The sequence below is a fragment of the Streptomyces sp. FH025 genome (genome assembly GCF_017427025.1).
In the GTDB taxonomy this organism is placed as follows: Bacteria; Actinomycetota; Actinomycetes; order Streptomycetales; family Streptomycetaceae; genus Kitasatospora.
This window is the reverse complement of sequence record NZ_JAFLNG010001157.1, coordinates 1-1353: the sequence shown is the minus strand read 5'-3', so window position 1 is coordinate 1353 and position 1353 is coordinate 1. Positions and strand designations below refer to the sequence as shown.

At 68.1% G+C, this 1353-nt stretch carries 1 protein-coding gene; it reads right to left on the bottom strand.

The genetic code is table 11. The features are described 5' to 3' along the window. Nucleotides 1-17: 17 nt before the first annotated feature. Entirely contained in the window at nucleotides 18-983 is a 966-nt protein-coding gene (locus tag J0670_RS38105; protein WP_207817345.1) for a phosphatase PAP2 family protein, read from the bottom strand. Nucleotides 984-1353: the final 370 nt, after the last annotated feature.

The window sequence follows — 1353 nt, the reverse complement described above, 5'->3', positions numbered from 1 at the left end:
CCCTTCTTCGTGCGGTGCTACCGCCGGCCGGCGGTGACCGCCGGTTCGCTCCACTGCTCGGGGACGGTGACCGGCGCCTCGGCCGTCTCCCGGGCGGGCACCCTGGGCAGCCGGTAGACCCACTCGTGGTAGAGCCAGCGGGCGGCGAGGAAGCCCACGGCGAGGCAGAGTTCGCCGCCGATGGCGTCCATCCAGAAGTGGTTGGCGGTCGAGACGATGACCAGCAGGGTGGTCGCCGGGTAGAGCAGGCCGAGCACCCGCACCCACGTCCGGCGGGCCAGGAAGAAGATCGCCAGCCCGCACCACATCGACCAGCCGATGTGCATCGAGGGCATCGCCGCGTACTGGTTGGAGACGTGCGCGGCGGGACCGGAGGCCATCGAGCCCCAGGTGCCGTGGACCTTCACGGTGTCGATGAATCCGCCGTCGGTCATCAGCCGCGGCGGGGCCAGCGGGAAGAAGTAGAAGCCGACCAGCGCGATCCCGGTGGTGACGAACAGCACGGTGCGGGCGGCGACGTAGCGGCCGGGGTGGCTGCGGTAGAGCCATACCAGCACGCCGATGGTGATGACGAAGTGCAGCGTCGCGTAGTAGTAGTTCATCCCGGTGATGAGCCACCCGACGCCGTCCACGGCGTGGTTGATCGAACGCTCGACGGCGATGCCGAGGTTCTGCTCGAACTCCCAGATCCAGCTCGCGTGCTTCTGGGCTATCGAGGCCTGTTCCGGGACGGCGTTGCGGACGATCGAGTAGATCCAGTAGCTGATCCCGATGAGGGCGAGCTCGAACCAGATCCGCGGCCGGGCCGGCGAGCGGCGCTGGTCGCGGATGCGGTCGCGAAGGGCGGCGGTACGGGACTGGGCGGCACGGGCGGTTCCTTCGTGCAGACGGGCCGAGGGGGCCTTCGCTGCTTCGGAACCGCCACCGTGGGCCGCGTCGGCGCGCCCGGCGACGCCTCGCTTGATCTCGGTCGGTTCCCCCATGGACGAGAAGTCTGCCAGACCACTCGTAGCCGTCTGCTCATCCTCCGGAAGTGGATTCTTCACCGGCCGTCCCCCTTGAGGGGTACGGGCCGGATCCCACCGGGGTAGGGGGTGCGATCGAGTCTGGTGCTTACCGGTGGGACGGACATACGTCCCATTGTCACGCCCGTCGTTCGAAGGGCGTAACCGGGGTGGCGGCAGCGGACGGTGACCTGCATCTCCTTGCTACGAAACGGTTTCTGCATCTTGCTGAAACATATTGCAGGCCGCTAGCTTCCTGGGAAATCGATCGACCCTTCCCCTAAGGGAGCCCTCAGTGGCCGATGCCCCGCTCCGTCCCCGACGGAGCACTGCCCCCCGACGAAGCGCT

What these genes read in the sequence shown, in the direction of transcription:
- J0670_RS38105 (WP_207817345.1), bottom strand. Translation starts at nt 983, where the DNA reads ATGGGGGAACCGACCGAGATCAAGCGAGGCGTCGCCGGGCGCGCCGAC.